Raw genomic sequence first — 18,025 nt, forward strand, 5'->3', positions numbered from 1 at the left:
AGGAAATCCGATGACGATTGATGACCGGGCGCTGCAGGTTGGGCGCGAACAACTGACGGAACCTGACGGTGGCCCATTCCCGCTGACGCGCGGACAGCTAGACATTTGGCTTGCGCAGCAAACGGACCACCAAGGTGCGAGGTGGCAGCTGGGCTATCTTCTGCGAATTGAGGGCACGGTCGACCCGTGGCTGCTTGAGCACACGATCCGGCAAGTGGTGCGCGAGGCCGAACCGATCAGAGCTGCCTTCTTCCAGGTGGATGGCCAGGTCTTCCAACAGGCGGTCGATTACCCGGATGTCGAGCTCGCCTGCTATGAGCACATGGGCTCGCAGGACCCGGTCCAGGAAGCCTATCGGCTGGCAGCCTCGATTCAGAGCACGGTGATGCCGCTTGATGGCCCGCTGTTCAAATTTGCGTTATTGCAAACGCGGCCGGATGAGTTTTATCTTTTCGTCTGCTGCCACCACATAGTGGCGGATGGAATCGGCCTTGCCCTTATTTGTCATCGGATCGGAGAGGTCTACAACGCCCTGGCTTCGGGGGCACCGATTCCCCCCGTCTTCTTTGGATCGCTGAGTGATCTGATTGCTTGCGAGGTGGAATACGAAGCGTCCACCGATTACCTCGATGATCAGGCCTATTGGGCCAAGAACCTGCCGGCGGAAAGCGAACCGCGTTATCGGTCGGCGCCCGCAACGGGTGCGCGCGAGCCATCTGAATCGTCTCCACCCGTTGAATTAGACCCGGCCGTAGTCGCCGGGATCCAGGAATTGGCGCAGGCGTTGGGCGTGCGCCGCTCTTCGGTGATCGCCGCGGCGTGCGCGCTGCTGGTGGGTGGTTGCGACGTCGAGAGTTCCGAGGTGGTGTTCGAATTCCCGGTAAGCAGGCGGGTGCGTCCGGAGACGCAGGCGGTGCCCGGCATGATTACCGGGTTCGTCCCACTGGTGTTAAAAGCTTCGCCGGGGTCCTCGGTTGCCAGTTTTTGTGAACATGTCGACACGCGACTGCGAGAAGCGCTGCACCATCAGCGATTCCCGGTGCACCTCATCGAGAACAGGCGTCTCCGCGGCTCTGCGCAGCGGTCAAATCGCATAATCCTTAACTTCATTCCGACTACAAACCTGGCGAACATTGCTGGTGCCACGGTTTCGGGAACACTGACCCACACCAATCTCGTCGATCAGCTTGGGCTGGATTTTTTCAGCGACCACGATCGGCTTTTTCTCGGCATGCAGCCCGGCGCCACGACGGGTGGGTTCGGGGGCGCTGGACAATGGCTTTCTGATTGTGACGTCCGCGATTTGATCGATCGGTTGGAGCGGGTGTTGGTGGCGATGACCGCCGACCCGGCACGGCCGCTGTCATCGGTGGATGTGCTCGGCGCGGGTGAGCATGCCCGGCTGGGGGAGATCGGCAATCGGGCCGTGTTGAGCGAGTCGGCAAGTATGCCAGTGTCGATCCCGGCGCTGTTCGCGACTCATGTGGCCAGGATTCCGGATGCGGTGGCGGTGGTGGGTGAGGGCAAGTCGGTCACTTACCGCGAGCTCGATGAGGCTTCGAATCGGCTGGCGCACGTGTTGGCTGGCCGAGGTGCGGGCCCTGGAAAGATTGTGGCACTGCTATTTTCGCGTTCGGCCGAGGCGGTGGCCGCGATCTTGGCGGTGCTCAAGACGGGGGCGGCCTATCTGCCGATCGACCCGGCAGTGCCCGATGAGCGGATCGGATTCGTGCTGGCCGATGCCGCGCCGATCGCCGCGGTGACTTCCGGTGGGCTGGCCGAGCGGCTCGACAACCATGACGTGGTCGTCATCGATGTCAACGATCCCGCTGTGGATGCCCAGCCCGGTACAGGCTTGACAGGCCCCGAGCCCGACGATATCGCGTACTTGATCTACACCTCGGGCACCACCGGGGTGCCCAAGGGGGTGGCGATCACCCATTGCAATGTGACCGAGCTGTTGGGGTCGTTGGGCGCCGGCCTGCCGGGGACGGGTACGTGGGCGTTGTGTCACTCGTTGGCTTTCGACGTGTCGGTGTGGGAGATCTTTGGTGCCCTGTTGCGAGGTGGGCGCCTGGTGGTGGTCTCTGAGCCGGTGACCAGTTCCCCGCACGAGTTACATCGGGTTTTGGTGGCCGAGCGGGTCAGCATGTTGACCCAGACGCCGTCCGCGCTCGCGACGTTGCCGGTCGAGGAATTGGAGTCGGTGGCCGTGGCCGTGGTCGGTGAGGCGTGCCCCGTCGAGGTGGTGGATCGGTGGGCGCCTGATCGGGTGATGGTCAATGCCTATGGCCCGACCGAGACCACGATGTGTGTGGCGATCAGCGCCCCGCTGTCCGCGGGCGCGGGTGTGGTGCCGATCGGCTCGCCGGTCAGCGGAGCCGCACTGTTTGTCCTCGACAGTTGGTTGCGCCCGGTGCCCGCCGGGGTGGTGGGGGAGTTGTATGTGGCCGGCACCGGGGTCGGGGTCGGGTATGTGGGTCGGGCCTCGTTGACCGCCTCGCGGTTTGTGGCCTGCCCGTTCACCGCTGCGTGGGGGCAGCGGATGTATCGGACCGGCGATCTGGTGCGCTGGCGTGCCGATGGGCAGCTGGAGTATCTGGGGCGTGCTGATGAGCAGGTCAAGATCCGCGGCTACCGCATCGAACTGGGCGAGATCCAGAGCGCACTGACCGCCCTCGACGGCGTCGAGCAAGCGGTCGTGATCGCCCGCGAAGACCGCCCCGGCGACAAACGCCTCATCGGCTATGTCACCGAATCGAGTAGCGGGACAGTAGATCCGGGCGCGCTGCGTACCGCGCTGGCCGAGCGATTGCCCGAGTACATGGTGCCCGCCGCGGTGGTCGTGCTGGACGCGCTGCCGCTCACTGTCAACGGCAAACTCGATACCCGCGCTTTGCCCGCACCCGAATACCAGAACGCCGGATATCGCGCACCGACCAGTGCGGTCGAGGAGATCCTGGCCGGTATCTACGCGGACGTGCTCGGCGTCGAGCGTGTCGGGGTGGACCAGTCGTTTTTCGACCTGGGCGGGGATTCACTGCTGGCGACGCGCCTGATCGCGGTGATCGAGACCAGTCTGCACGCCGAGCTTTCGGTGCGCACGGTGTTCGAGTCGCCCGCGGTGGCCCAGTTGGCGCTCCGCGTCTGCGCGGGCGCAAGTCGGCTTGAGCCGTTGGTGGCGGTGGAGCGGCCTGCGGCGGTTCCGCTGTCGTTCGCCCAGCAGCGGTTGTGGTTTATCGACCAATTGCAGGGACCGTCACCGATCTACAACATACCGGCCGCATTGCGGCTATGTGGACGGCTGGATGCCGAGGCGTTGGGTGCGGCGCTGGCCGATGTGGTGGCCCGCCATGAGACCCTCCGCACGCTGTTTACGGCGCCCACCGGAACACCGCAGCAAGTGGTTATCCCATCAGAAGAAGTCGATTTCGGTTGGGAGATCATTGATGCCACCGGCTGGTCGTCAGGCCGCCTCAGTGAGGCCGTAAACGCCGCGGCGTGCCACACGTTCGATCTGGCCACCGAGATCCCCTTGCGGGCAAAGCTTTTCCGCGTCGCCGACGACGAACACGTGCTGGTGGCCGTGGTGCACCACATCGCCGCCGACGGCTGGTCGATCACCGCACTGGTGCGTGATATGGGACGGGCTTACGCCAGCCGGTGTGTGGGTCAAGCCCCGGGGTGGGCGCCGTTGCCGGTGCAGTACGTCGATTACACGCTGTGGCAGCGTGCGCAGTTGGGCGATGTCGCCGATCGCGAGAGTCCGATCGCTGCGCAGTTGGCCTACTGGGAACAGGAGCTGGCTGGGCTGCCCGAGCGCCTGGCGTTGCCCACCGATAGGCCCTACCCGCCGGTGGCCGATTACCGCGGCGCCAGCGTAATCGTGGACTGGCCCGCCGAGCTCCAAGAGCGGGTGCGCGCGGTGGCACGCGAGCACAATGCGACCAGCTTCATGGTGATCCAGGCCGCCCTGGCCGTACTGCTGGGCAAGCTCAGCGCCAGCAGCGACGTGGCAGTCGGATTCGCGACCGCCGGGCGGAGCGACCCAGCGCTCGATGAGCTGGTGGGGTTCTTCATCAACACCCTGGTGCTGCGGGCCGATTTGGCCGGGGACCCCACCGTGGCCGAGTTGCTGGCCCAGGTGCGGTCGCGCAGCGTCGCCGCCTACGAACACCAAGACGTGCCCTTCGAGGTGCTCGTTGATCGACTGAACCCGACCCGAAGCCTGGCCCACCACCCGCTGATACAGGTCGTGTTGGCCTGGCAGAACTTCCCGGGGCACACCAGCGACCCCGCCGCCGGGCTGGACCTGGGCGACCTGAAGGTCACGCGTTTGCCAGTGGACACCCAATCGGCGCGCATGGATCTGACGTTCACCCTCGCGGAACGTTTCACCCAGACCGGTGAGCCCGCCGGAATCGCCGGGGATGTGGAGTTTCGCACTGATGTCTTTGACGCGGCCAGCATCGAGGCGCTGATCGAGCGGTTGCGGCGAGCATTGACGGCCATGACCGCCGACCCCAGCCGACGGTTGTCGTCGGTGGACCTGATGGATGCCGACGAGCACACCCAACTGGACAAGATCGGTAACCGGGAGGCGCTGGCCCGGCCGGTGCCAAGCGTGGCGTCGATCCCGGCGGTGTTCGCCGCTCAGGTGGCGCGCACGCCAGAGGCGGCGGCGATCACCTTTGCAGGCCAGTCGATGACCTACCGCGAGCTCGACGAGGCGTCCAACCGGTTGGCGCACCTGCTGGCCGCCCTGGGCGCCGGCCCGGGACAGTGTGTGGCGCTGCTGTTGCCACGATCGGCCGAGGCGGTCCTGGCGGTAATGGCGGTGCTCAAGACCGGGGCGGCCTATCTGGCGATCGACCCGGCGCATCCCACCGCGCGCATGGAGTTCATGGTTGCTGATGCCGCACCGATCGCCGCGATCACCACCGCAGGACTGGCCGAGCGGTTCGACGGTTGTGGCCTGCCGGTCATCGACGTCGCGGACCCGCGCATCCTCGGCTGCCCGTGCACGGGCTTGGCGGCGCCGGGCCCCGAAGCGATCGCTTACCTGATCTACACCTCGGGCACCACCGGGGTTCCCAAGGGGGTGGCCGTCGCTCACCAGAATGTGATCCGGCTACTGGACTCTTTGAATGCGGACCAAGAGCTGGTGGGGCAGGTGTGGACGCAGTGCCACTCGCTGGCCTTCGACTACTCGGTGTGGGAAATCTTCGGTGCGCTGTTGCACGGCGGACGGCTCGTGGTGGTGCCGGAGTCGGTGACCCGCTCGCCTGAAGAGCTGCACGCCTTGCTGATTGCCGAACAGGTCAGCGTATTGAGTCAGACGCCGTCTGCGTTTTATGCGCTGCAAACCGCCGACGCGCGGGCAGCCGAGTCCGAGGAACGGCTGAACCTGCAGATGGTGGTGTTCGGTGGCGAGGCGCTAGAACCCCAGCGCCTCGGGACGTGGTTGGACCGCCACCCGCGATCACCGCGGCTCATCAACATGTACGGCATCACCGAGACAACGGTGCACGCCTCGTTCCGGGAGATCACGGTCGCCGACGTCGACCGCAGTGTCAGCCCGATCGGGTTGCCGCTGAACCATCTCGGCTTTTTCGTGCTGGACACCGACTTGCACCCGGTGCCCGTCGGGGTGACAGGGGAGTTGTACGTGGCCGGCGGCGGACTGGCGTACGGATACCTGGGCCGCGCGGGGCTGACGGCGTCGCGGTTTGTGGCGTGCCCGTTCGCCGCGTCCGGGGCGCGGATGTATCGGACCGGGGATCTGGTGAGTTGGGGTCCCGATGGGCAGCTGCGGTATCTGGGGCGCGCCGACGAGCAGGTCAAGATCCGGGGATACCGCATCGAGCTCGGCGAAATCCAAGCGACGCTGGCCGCATTCGACGGGGTGGAGCAGGCGGCGGTCATCGCCCGCGAGGACCGCCCCGGCGACAAGCGGCTGGTGGGTTATGTCACCGGAACCGCTGACCCGGCCGAGGTTCGGGCATGGCTGGGTCAGCGGCTTCCGGCCTACATGGTGCCGGCGGCGGTGGTGGTGATCGATGCGCTGCCGCTCACGGTCAACGGCAAGCTGGATACCCGGGCCCTGCCGGCGCCCGAATACGGCGAGGGTGATCGGTACCGCGCCCCGGCTACGCCCACCGAGGAGATCCTGGCCGGCATCTACGCTCAAGTGCTCGGGCTCGACCGGGTCGGGGTCGATGACTCCTTCTTCGACCTGGGCGGGGATTCGCTGTCTGCCATGCGGGTCATCGCCGCCATCAACAAATCCCTGGACGCCGGCCTTGCGGTACGCACCGTGTTCGAGTCCCCCACGATCGCCCAGTTGGCGCCCCGTATCGGCGGGGCCGGGAATGGGCGTAAGCCGCTGGTGGCCCGCGAGCGGCCCACGGTGGTGCCGTTGTCGTATGCGCAGAGCCGGCTGTGGTTCCTCGACCGATTCGAGGGCGGGGTGGCGACCTACAACATGCCGACCGCGTTTCGGATCAGCGGGGCGCTGGACGTCGAGGCGCTGACGGCGGCAATCGATGACGTGATCGCCCGCCACGAGACGCTGCGCACCATATTTCCGGATATCGACGGTGTGCCGTTCCAGAAGGTACTGCCGGCCGAGGCGGGGATGTGGCGTCGCGGGGGCCCCGCAGTCGTGTCGTTGGCGGAGCAGGATCTAGTCGGCGAACTGGTTGGGCTGGCGGGCCATCGGTTTGACTTGGCAACCGAAATCCCGCTTCGGGCGCAGATTTATGAGGTGAGCCCCGAGCAGCATGTCGTGGGAATTGTGGTGCACCACATCGCTTGTGACGGGTGGTCCCTGGCGCCGATGGCCAGAGATATCGGCGAGGCATATCGGGCGCGGCGGCAGGGCCAGACCCTGCAGTTGGCGCCGTTGCCGGTGCAGTACGCCGATTTCACCCTCTGGCAACGGGAATGGTTGGGCGTCGAGTCCGATCCCGACAGTGTGATCGCCGGGCAGTTGGCGTACTGGCGAAACGAGTTGGCCGATCTGCCTGAGGTGGTGTCGCTGCCGGCGGACCGGGCGCGCCCGCCGGTGCCGAGCTACCGCGGCGATGCGGTGGACGTGCACCTCGATCCACGGCTGTGGGCCGGAATCAAGGCGCTGGCGGCTGCGCATAATGCGACCGCCTCGATGGTGTTGCAGGCGGCCATGGCGGTGGTGTTGCACCGGGCCGGGGCCGGCGAGGACATCGCGATCGGCACCCCGATCGCCGGCCGGATGGATGCGGCGCTCGATGAGCTGGTCGGGTTCTTCGTCAACACGTGGGTGTTGCGGGTGGGGGTGACGCCCGCGAACCGGTTCAGCGAGGTGCTTGAGGGCGTGCGTCAGAAAGCGCTGGACGCCTACAGCAACCAGGATCTGCCCTTTGAGCGGCTGGTCGAGCAGCTCAACCCGGTGCGCTCCACGGCGCATCATCCGGTGTTCCAAGTGGCCTTGGCCTTCCAGAACAATGTGCGCCCCGACGTGGCTCTCGACGGGCTCAGCGTCGAGCCACTCGCGGTGGACAGCCGCACCGCCAAATTCGACCTGGACGTCGATCTGCGAGAGGTGCCCTCCGAGGACCCGACCGCACCGATGGCCGCCGGCGTCGTGACCTATGCCACCGACCTGTACGACCGGGTCACCATCGAGCGCTTCGTCACCTGGTTTGAGCGGGTGATCGAAGCGATCGTAGGGGACGCGTCCGTGGTGGTGGGCGACCTGGCGTTGCTGGATCCCGACGAGCGGGATTTGGTGCTCTTGCGGTGGTCTGGCGCCGCCGTCGAGGCGCCGACGGGAGTGGCGCCGGAGTTGTTGGCAGCAGCGGTGGCCGCCGAGCCGGACGCGGTGGCGGTCGTCGATCATGCCCGGACCTTGTCCTATCGCGAACTCGACCAGTGGTCGACGCGGCTGGCGCGGGTGCTGATCGAGGCAGGGGTGGGTCCGGAATGCGCCGTCGGCGTGGCGATCGGCCGGTCCACGGAGCTGGTGGTGGCGTGGTGGGCGGTGCAGAAAGCCGGCGGCGTGTATGTGCCGGTCGATCCCACTCACCCCGTCGAGCGGATCGCCACGGTGCTGGACTCGGTGGACGCGGTGTGCGTCCTGACCCGCGATGCCGACGTGGTGGCCGGGGCCGGGACGCGCGCGGTGCTGCGCATGGACGGCCTGGACCTTTCTGGGCGGTGCGCAGAGGCGATCACCGACGCCGACCGGCTGGCGTCGCTGGGGCCGGATAACACCGCCTATGTGATCTTCACGTCGGGGTCCACCGGCACCCCCAAGGGTGTGGCGGTCAGCCACGGCGGTCTGCCCGGGGTAGCCGCGGCGCACCGCGAGGTATTCGGCATGGGCGAGGACACCCGCATGCTGGCGGTGCTCTCCCCGACGTTTGACGCCGCGCTCGGCGAGCTATTGGTCGCGGTGGGAGCGCGGGGCGCGTTGGTGGTTGCGCCGCCGGAGGTCTTTGCCGGCGAGGCGTTGACCGCCTTGCTGGAGGAGCATCGGGTCAACGCGGCGGTGATGACCCCGACGTTGCTCTCGACGCTGGATCGAACCCGGCTGGATGGGTTGTCCACGCTGATCGTCGGCGGTGAGGCCTGCCCGGACGAGTTGGTGACCGCGTGGGCGCCGGGGCGGTGCATGTTCAACGGCTACGGTCCCACCGAGGCCACGATCTGGGCCACCACTGCGCCGCTGCTGGCGGGGCAGCCGGTCCGCATCGGCACCCCGCTCCCGGGGATGCGCGCACTGGTGCTCGACGCGCGGCTGAACCCCGCGCCGATCGGGGTGGTCGGTGACCTGTATCTGGGCGGACCGGCGGTGGCGTGCGGCTACCTGGGCCGGGCGGAATTGACCGCGGAACGATTCGTGGCGGATCCCTACGGGCCTGCGGGCGCGCGGCTGTATCGCACCGGCGACCTGGTGCGCTGGGCACCCGACGGAACCCTGGAATATCTCGGCCGTGCCGACGCACAGATCAAGCTGCGTGGACACCGCATCGAACTGGGCGAAATCGAAAACACCTTGCTGGGCTGCCCCCAGGTCACCCGCGCGGCCGCGACCGTGCATGAGAGCAAAACCGGCTCGCATCTGGTCGCCTATGTGACCCTCGAGCAGACCACCACCGCCGAGCACGACGCCGAAACCGTCGACGCGTGGCAACAGCTATATGACGAGGCGTATGGCGCTGACGTGGAGGCGCCGGAGTTCGGCATGGACTTCCGCGGCTGGAACAGCAGCTACACCGACGATCCGATTCCGCTCGAAGAGATGGAGGAGTGGCGTTCGGCCACCGTGGATCGGATCCTTCAACTGCATCCCGCGCGGGTACTGGAGATCGGCGTGGGCTCGGGGCTATTGCTTTCCCAGGTGGCCCCGGTGTGTTCCGAGTATTGGGCGACGGACTTCTCCGCGCCGACGATCCAGCGGCTGCAGGCCGCCGTGGCCGGACGGTCGTGGGGCGATCGGGTGCGGTTGCAGGTGCAGCCCGCCGATGTCGCCGCCGGGTTGCCGGAAGGCCACTTCGATCTCGTGGTGCTCAATTCGGTGGTCCAGTACTTCCCGAGCGCGCGGTATCTGACCGACGTGCTGGCGGTCGCGATGCGATTGCTGGCACCGGGCGGGGCACTGTTTATCGGCGATGTGCGCAACCACAGTCTGCAGGGCGCGTTCCAGACCGGGATCGCGCTCGCCCGCAGCGCCACCGACATCGCCGACGCCGACGCCGACGAGATTCGCCAACGAGTTCAGCGCGCCGTGCTCAGCGAAGCCGAATTGTTGTTGGCCCCAGAGTTTTTCACCACCTGGGCTGCCGGCCATCCGTCGGCGGCCGGGCTGGATATCGAAGTCAAGCGCGGGATGGCCGACAACGAACTCAACCGCTATCGTTACGACCTCGTCGTCCGTAAATCCCCCGCGCCGGTGCGCTCCCTGGCCGGCGCAGACAGCTGGGCGTGGACCCAGTGCGCGGGGCTGAGCGGACTGCACGATCGGTTGGTGGCTCAGCGTCCCAACACCGTTCGCATCACCGAGATCCCCCGCGCCGGACTGATCAGCGACGTCCGCATCGAGCAAGCCCTGCTGGGCGGGCTTTCCCTGGCGGACGCAGTGGCCCTCGCCGACGGCGCCGATGCAGTTGTCCCCGAACAACTGCACCGCCTTGGGGAGAGCGCCGGATATCACGTCGCCGTCACCTGGGGTGCCCAACCGGGCACCGTGGATGCGGTGTTCATCGCTGCAGCGGACGCTGAGCGGACGTCGGCGCTGACCGATCTGTATCTGCCGGCTGACGGGCCCCACCGGGTCACCGGTTACGCCAATGACCCGCAGACCAACACCAAGATCACCGCGGTGCGTCAGCAATTGAGCGCGTGGTTGCCCGAATATATGGTGCCGACCCATATCGTGGTGCTCGACGAGTTCCCGATGACGACCTCGGGCAAGATCGACCGTAAAGCCTTGCCGGCGCCGGTGTTTGCCACCACAGCCTTCCGGGCGCCGCAGACCCAGACGGAAAGAATCCTCGCCGGCATCTATGCCGAGGTGCTCGGGATCGACAAGATCGGGATCGACGACTCGTTCTTCGACCTGGGCGGGGATTCCCTGTCGGCGATGCGTTTGATCGCCGCGGTCAACACCCGTCTGGATGCCGATATTTCGGTGCGTGCGGTGTTCGAGGCGCCCACGGTCGCCCAGTTGGCGTCCCGTGTCGGTAAGGGCGGGGGCCTGGAGCCGCTGAAGCCGGTTGAGCGGCCGGCGGTGGTTCCGTTGTCGTTTGCCCAGAGCCGGTTATGGTTCATCGACCAGTTGCAGGGGCCCTCACCGCTTTACAACGTGGTGCTGCCGTTGCGGTTGGCCGGGCCGCTTGATGTGGACGCGCTGGGTGCGGCACTGGTGGATGTGGTGGGCCGCCACGAGAGCCTGCGCACGCTGTTCCCGGCGGTCGAGGGGGTACCGCGGCAGCTGGTAGTGCCCGCCGAGCAGGCCGATTTCGGTTGGGACGTCATCGATGCCACCGGCTGGCCGGCAGGCCGGCTGCAGGAGGCTATCCGCGCTACCGTGAGTTACGGATTTGACCTGGCCGCCGAGATCCCGTTGCGGGCAAGGCTTTTCCGCGTCGCCGAGGACGAACACGTGATAGTGGCGGTGGTGCACGAAATCGCCGCTGATGGTTGGTCGACGACCCGGCTGGTGCGTGACCTGGGGGTGGCCTATGCCAGCCGGTGCGAGGGGCAACCCCCCGACTGGACGCCATTGCCGGTGCAGTATGTCGATTACACGCTGTGGCAGCGCGCGCAGTTCGGCGATCTCGATGACACTGAAAGCCGCATCGCCGCGCAGGTGGCCTACTGGGAGCAGGCATTGGCCGGGATGCCCGAGCGGCTGCAGCTGCCCACCGATCGGCCCTACCCGCCGGTGGCCGATCAGCGCGGCGCCAGGGTGGCGGTGCAGTGGCCGGCGCTATTGCAGCAGCAGGTTGCCCGTGTTGGCCGCGAGCACAACGCGACCGGTTTCATGGTGACGCAGGCCGCCCTGGCGGTGGTGCTGTCCAAGCTCAGCGCCAGCAGCGATGTGGCAGTGGGCTTCCCGATTGCCGGGCGCCGCGACCCGGCACTGGATGAGCTGGTGGGCTTTTTCGTCAACACCTTGGTGCTGCGCGTCGATCTAGCCGGCGATCCCACCGTGGCCGAGCTGCTGGCTCAGGTGCGAGCACGCAGCCTGGCCGCCTACGAGCACCAAGACGTGCCCTTCGAGGTGCTCGTCGAGCGGCTCAACCCCGCGCGGTCGCTGGCCCATCACCCGCTGGTTCAGGTGGTGTTCGCCTGGAACAACTTCCCCGGGCAAATCGAAGTCCCCGCGACGGGGCTGAGTTTGGGCGATCTTCAGGTCACGCCGCTGGTCGGCGACACCCAAACCGCGAAGATGGATGTGGTCTTCTTCCTCAAGGAATCCTGGACCGAGGCCGGTGAGCCCGCCGGGATTTCCGGGACGGTGGAATATCGCACCGACGTGTTCGACCCGGCCAGCATCGAGGCGTTGATCGAGCGGTTGGAGCGCGTGTTGGCGGCGATGACCGCCGATCCCACCCGGCGGCTGTCGTCGGTGGATTTGCTTGGCGAGGGTGAGCATGCCCGCTTGGATCGGATCGGTAACCGGGCGGCGTTGACCCGACCCGCACCGCCGCCGGTGTCGATTCCGGTGTTGTTCGCCGCGCAGGTGGCTCGCGCCCCGGAGGCGGTCGCGCTGACGTGCGGAGGCCGCTCGATGACCTACCGCGAGCTTGATGAGTCGTCGAACCGGTTGGCGCACTTGCTCGTCGACCAGGGAGTGGGCTCGGGGGCGCCGGTGGCACTGCTGTTTTCCCGGTCGATGGAGGCGGTCGTGGCGATTCTGGCGGTGCTCAAGGCCGGGGCGGCGTATCTGCCGATTGACCCGGGCGCGCCGGCGGAACGGATCGGATTCCTGCTCGACGACGCTCAGCCGACCGCGGCGATCACCACGGCGGACCTGCGCGTGCGTCTCGACGGGCGTCAGCTGCTGGTCATCGATGTCAACGATCCCCGCGTGGACACCTACCCGTGCACGGGTGTGCCGGGGCCGGCCCCGGATGCCATCGCCTATTTGATCTACACCTCGGGCACCACCGGCGTGCCCAAGGGAGTGGCGATCACCCATCACAACCTCACCCAGCACCTGGAGTCGTTGAACGCCGGCCTGCCGCCCGGACGAGTGTGGACGCAATGCCATCCCTACGTCTTTGACTTCTCGGTGTGGGAGATCTGGGGCGCGTTACTGCACGGCGGGCGCCTAGTGGTGGTGCCCGAGTCGGTGACGAGTTCCCCGGAAGAGTTTCATGCCTTGATGGTGGCGGAGCAGGTCAGCGTGTTGACCCAGACACCGTCGGCGGTGGCGGCGTTGCCGGTTGAGGGATTGGAGTCGGTGGCGCTGCTGGTGGGTGGCGAGGCCTGCTCGGCCGAGGTGGTGGATCGCTGGGCGCCGGGGCGGGTGATGGTCAATGCCTATGGCCCGACCGAGGTCACGATATACGCGGCGATGAGCGCGCCGCTGGCGGCGGGTTCGGGTGTGGTGCCGATCGGCGCGCCGGTGTCAGGGGCGGCATTGTTCGTGCTGGATAGCTGGCTGCGGCCCGTTCCCGCGGGAGTCGTCGGGGAGTTGTACGTGGCCGGTGGGGGGCTGGCGAACGGATATGTGGGCCGGGCTTCGTTGACCGGGTCGCGGTTTGTGGCGTGCCCGTTCGGGGCGCCGGGGACGCGGATGTATCGCACCGGAGACTTGGTGTGGTGGGGTGCTGACGGGCAGCTGCGGTATCTGGGACGTGCCGATGAACAGGTCAAGATCCGCGGGTATCGCATCGAGCTGGGGGAGATTCAGGCCGCTCTGGCAGCGCTGGACGGGGTGCAGCAGGCGGTAGTGGTAGCCCGCGAGGACCGCCCGGGCGACAAACGCCTGGTCGGCTACGTGACCGGGACAGCTAGCCCGGCCGAGCTACGCAGCGCGCTGGGCGAGCGGTTGCCGGAGTACATGGTGCCGGCCGCGGTGGTGGTGTTGGCGGCGCTGCCGCTCACGCCCAATGGCAAACTCGATGCCCGCGCCCTGCCGGCGCCCGCGTATCAGAACGCCGGTTATCGCGCTCCGGCCAGCCCGGTTGAGGAGATCTTGGCCGGCGTGTTCGCCGAGGTGTTGGGGACCGACGAGGTCGGTGTCGATGACTCGTTCTTCGATGCGGGCGGGGATTCGTTGTTGGCGATGCGTCTCGTCGCCGCGATAGAGATGGGTTTGGGCGCCGAGTTGTCGGTGCGCACGGTGTTCGAGGCGCCCACGGTGGCCCAGTTGGCGTTGCGTGTGGGTGGCGACGGGGGTCGGCGCGAGCCGTTGGTGGCCCTCGAGCGGCCCGCGGTGGTGCCGTTGTCGTTTGCCCAGCAGCGGTTGTGGTTCGTCGACCAGTTGCTGGGGCCGTCACCGGTCTACAACATGGCGGCGGCGTTGCGGCTCAGTGGGCACCTGGACGCCGAGGCGTTGGGGGCGGCGCTGGCCGATGTGGTGGCTCGCCAGGAAAGCCTGCGCACCTTGTTCCCCGCGGTCGAGGGGATACCACGGCAGGTGGTGATCCCGGCCGACCGGGCCGACTTCGGCTGGCAGGTCGTCGATGCCACCGGCTGGCCGGTGGACCGGCTGCAGGATGCCATCGATCCCACGGTGCGGCACTCGTTTGATTTGGCGACCGAGATCCCGTTGCGGGCAAGGCTTTTCCGTGTCGCTGAGGATGAGCATGTGTTGGTGGCCGTGATGCACCATATCGCCGGCGACGGCTTGTCGATGGCCCCGCTGGTGGCTGATCTGGGGGTGGCCTATGCCGCCCGGTGTGCCGGGCGGGCGCCGGGGTGGGCGCCGTTGGCGGTGCAGTACGTCGATTACACGTTGTGGCAGCGCGCCCAGCTCGGGGATGTGGCCGATGCCGACAGCCCGATCGCCGCGCAGCTGGCTTATTGGGAGCAGGAGCTGGCCGGGCTGCCCGAGCGGCTGGCGTTGCCCACCGATCGGCCCTACCCGCCGGTGGCCGATTACCGCGGCGCCAGTGTGATCGTGGACTGGCCCGCCGAGCTGCAGCAACGGGTGCGCGCGCTGGCTCGCGAGCACAACGCGACCAGCTTCATGGTGATCCAGGCCGCCCTGGCGGTGCTGCTGGGCAAGCTCAGCGCCAGCAGTGATGTGGCAGTTGGGTTCTCGATCGCCGGGCGTGACGATCCCGCACTCGATGAGCTGGTGGGATTCTTCGTCAACACCTTGGTGCTGCGGGTCGATTTGTCGGGTGACCCCAGCTTCACCGAAGCCCTCGACCAGGTGCGTGCCCGCAGCCTGGCCGCCTACGAGCACCAGGATGTGCCCTTCGAGTTACTCGTCGAGCGGCTCAACCCCACCCGCAGCTTGGCCCATCATCCGCTGGTGCAGGTCGCGCTGGCTTGGCAAAACTTCGCCGGGCCCGACAATGACCTGGCCGCCGGGGGGCTGGCTCTGGGTGATTTGCAGGTCACACCGCTATCGGCGGACACGCGGGTCGCCCGCATGGATCTGACCTTCACGCTGGCCGAACGTTTCGGCGAGGGCGGCCAGCCCGCCGGGATCGCCGGGTCGGTGGAGTATCGCACCGACGTGTTCGACGCGGCCAGCATCGAGGCGTTGATCGAGCGGTTGGGCCGCGTCTTGGCGGCCGTGAGTGCCGACCCCAGCCAGCACTTGTCAGCGGTCGATCTACTCGACGAGCGTGAGCACGCCCACCTCGACGGGATCGGCAACCGGGCCGCGTTGACCGCGCCGCAGTCCACCGCGGTGTCGATTCCGACGCTGTTCGCTGCGCAGGTGGCGCGCACGCCCGAGGCGGTGGCGATCACCTGCGACGGCCACTCGATGACCTACCGGGGCCTCGACGAGGCATCTGACCGGTTGGCGCATCTGCTGGCCGGCCATGGGGCGGGCCCGGGACAGACTGTGGCACTGCTGCTTTCCCGTTCCGCCGAGGCGATCGTGGCGATCTTGGCGGTGCTCAAAACCGGGGCAGCCTACCTGCCGCTCGACCCCGCGCATCCCGACGCGCGAATCGAATTCATCCTGGCCGACGTCGCGCCGATCGCCGCGCTCACCACCGCCGAGCTCGCCGACCGGTTCGACAAGTACTCGTGTGACCTGGTGGTCATCGATGTCAAGGACGCCCAGATCAACGACGCCCGAATCAACGGCTACCCGTGCACCGACCTGTCGGCGCCGGCCCCCGACGACATCGCCTACCTCATCTACACGTCTGGCACCACCGGTGTGCCCAAAGGCGTTGCCATCACCCACCACAACGTCACCCAGATGTTCGGGCCGCCGGATATCCACCTGCCGGCGGGGCCGTCGACGCTGGGGCATTCCTTGGCCTTCGACGCCTCGGTGGAAGAGATCTGGCGTGCGTTGTTCCACGGCGGGCGGCTGGTAGTGGTGCCCGAGTCGGTGACACGCTCGGCCGAAGACTTGCATGCCTTGCTCGTCGCTGAGCAGGTCAAGACATCGAGTCAGTCGCCGTCTCCGCTGGCGATGCTGTCCCCTGAGGGATTGGAGTCGATGGCGCTGCTGGTGGCCGGTGAGGCGTGCCCGGCCGAGCTGGTGGATCGATGGGCGCCCGGGCGGGTGATGGTCAATGAATACGGCCCGACCGAAACCACGGTGTGTGCATCCAGGAGTGCGCCGTTGGTCGCCGGTTCGGGCGCGCCGCCGATCGGCTCGCCGCTCCCAGGCGCCGCGTTGTTCGTGCTGGATCAGTGGGCGCGTCCAGTGCCGGTCGGGGTCGTCGGGGAGTTGTATGTGGCCGGTGTCGGAGTCGGGGTCGGCTATATGTTCCGCGCGGGATTGACCGCATCGCGGTTTGTTGCCTGCCCGTTCGGGGCGCCGGGGACACGGATGTATCGCACCGGAGACCTGGTGAAATGGGGCCCCGATGGGCAATTGCAGTACCTGGGCCGCGCCGACGAGCAAGTCAAAATCCGTGGTTACCGCATCGAACTCGGAGAAGTCCGCGCCGCCCTGGCCGCACTCGACGGGGTAGATCAGGTGGCGGTGATCGCGCGCGAGGACCGCCCCGGTGACAAGCGCCTGATCGGCTACATCACCGGCACTGCAGATCCGGCCGAAAGCCGCACAAAGCTCATGCAGCGACTCCCGGCCTACATGGTGCCCGCCGCGGTCGTGGTGATCGACGCACTGCCGCTGACGGTTAACGGCAAACTCGACACCCGCGCCCTGCCGGCGCCGGAATACCAACGGGGCGATCGCTATTGCGCCCCGACCACTCCCACCGAGGAGATCATGGCCGGCATTTACGCCCAGATACTCGGCCTCGACCGGGTCGGGGTCGACGACTCCTTCTTCGATTTGGGCGGGGATTCGCTGTCGGCGATGCGCCTGATCGCCGCGATCAACACCAGCCTGGACGCCAACCTCCCGGTGCGCACGCTATTCCAGGCGCCGTCAGTGCGGACCTTGAGTCAGCAGCTGGACCAAGATGCCGGCGAGGCGGAACTAGTCCCCGTTGAGTTCCTCAAAGAGGGCGCGGGTCGCCCGATGTTCTGCATCCATCCCGCGGGTGGGCTGGTCTGGCCGTATTACGCTCTCGGCGATCACTTGGACTGCCCGATCATTGGCATTCAACAAACCCCGCAAAATGGCGAGGCTGAACCCGAGTCAATCCGCGAGATGGCGGTAACCTACGCCGACCGGATCCAAGGGGTTGATCCAACCGGGCCCTACAACCTTCTCGGCTGGTCGTTTGGCGGCATTGTCGCGCATGAAATTGCCATCGAGCTGCAGCGGCGCGGATGCGTAATCGCAAACCTTGTCCTTCTCGACGCTTTGCTAATCACCGACAGCAGCGTCGATCTACCAAACCTGGCCGAGCAGGACGTGCTGGAAGAGGTCTTGCGGTTGTGTCACATAGAGATGCCGGATCAGGATGAGCCGCTTACTTTTGAGCGGGCGGAAGGACTGCTTCGCGAACGAGGAATTGTCGAATTTGCTCGGTACAAACAACTTGTCGATTTCGGCGTTCAGAACATCAACCGTAACCAGGCATTGGCTCAAGTCCACGAACCCGGTGTCTTCGATGGGGACATAACCCTATTCTCCGCCATGGAGGATAAGGGGGATCAGGGCTCGTGTCCTACGCAAAGTTGGCGACCTTACGTTACTGGCGACATCAGCAGCTACCCGGTCGAGTGTGCGCACCTGGATATGTTGACTGCCGAATCGCTCGTCCAATACGGACAACACATCAAAGCCCTGATAGAAACCGAGCCTGCGTGCATAGATTAAAAGCACCAAAAGCGCCTTGAACGCACCCGGACAATACCGCCATCACACTCACGAAAGAGCTGGGCTCCATGCGAAAAGTCGAGAAGGGTCGGTGTGGTCGCGTTGTGGTGAGTGATACCCAGACGCAGGGATTCGCTCTTCGAACGCGCA

At 66.8% G+C, this 18,025-nt stretch carries 1 protein-coding gene; it reads left to right on the top strand.

What is annotated here, in order from left to right:
- Nucleotides 1-10 precede the first annotated feature (10 nt).
- The gene (locus A5624_RS14955; protein ID WP_082990576.1) at nt 11-17,875 is read left to right on the top strand and encodes a non-ribosomal peptide synthetase; all 17,865 of its coding nucleotides are present in this window, start codon (nt 11-13) and stop codon (nt 17,873-17,875) included.
- Nucleotides 17,876-18,025: the final 150 nt, after the last annotated feature.

It is taken from the genome of Mycobacterium sp. 1482292.6 (assembly GCF_001672995.1).
Lineage (GTDB): Bacteria > Actinomycetota > Actinomycetes > Mycobacteriales > Mycobacteriaceae > Mycobacterium > Mycobacterium europaeum_A.